This is a genomic window from Pseudomonas sp. CM27 (assembly GCF_013179515.1).
In the GTDB taxonomy this organism is placed as follows: Bacteria; Pseudomonadota; Gammaproteobacteria; order Pseudomonadales; family Pseudomonadaceae; genus Aquipseudomonas.
Map to the genome: position 1 here is coordinate 1 of NZ_JABMCN010000491.1, position 681 is coordinate 681.

The window sequence follows — 681 nt, forward strand, 5'->3', positions numbered from 1 at the left end:
CGGTAGCGGCTTTGCCGATCTCCAGGTTTTCCAGTTGCTCACCGACCACCTCAGCCTTGCTGATGCTGACGGTGATCTTGCCTTCGTCCTTGAACACGTCCTCGCCCTGCGCTGGTGCAGCGTAGGATTTGGTGGTCTCGCCGGCCGCGAAGGTCAGGGTCGCACCGGTGCTCAGGGTCACGGTGAACGGCTTGTCCAGCGCCTTGTTCAGGCTGATGGTAAAGGTCGGTTCGGTGGCCTCGTTCACGGATATCTGATCGGCCACGATGGTGACCTTGACCAGGTCACCTTCGTTCTCGCCGCCTGGGTTACCTGGGGTACCCGGTTCGTCGGTTACTACGGTGCTGACTTTGGTGCTGCCCAGCTCCAGTTGCTCGAACTGGTCGGCGCCCTTGCCCGAGACGTCGGTCAGACCCTGGGTGATGGTGACCGGATCGTTGACGTAGACGTTGTCTGGCGCGCTGACAGTAACCGAACCAGTAGCTTCGCCGGCTTTGATGGTTACAGTGGTGCCATCGGTCAGGGTGAAAGTCAGGCCCTTGTGATTGGTAACCGGCAGGGTTGGATCTGCGCTGACCAGGGTCACGGTGTAGGTGATCTTGCCGCCTTCGGTGACGGTGGTGTTATCCACAGTCAGCTCGGCAGTGACCGGGCTCTGGGTATCGGTGACGGCCACGGTCG

General features: G+C 60.9%; 1 protein-coding gene. It reads right to left on the minus strand.

Going from position 1 to position 681, the window contains the following annotated elements; all coding sequences use genetic code 11:
- On the minus strand, positions 1–681 hold a 681-nt coding region (locus HP547_RS29150; protein WP_372243032.1), incomplete at both ends, for an immunoglobulin-like domain-containing protein.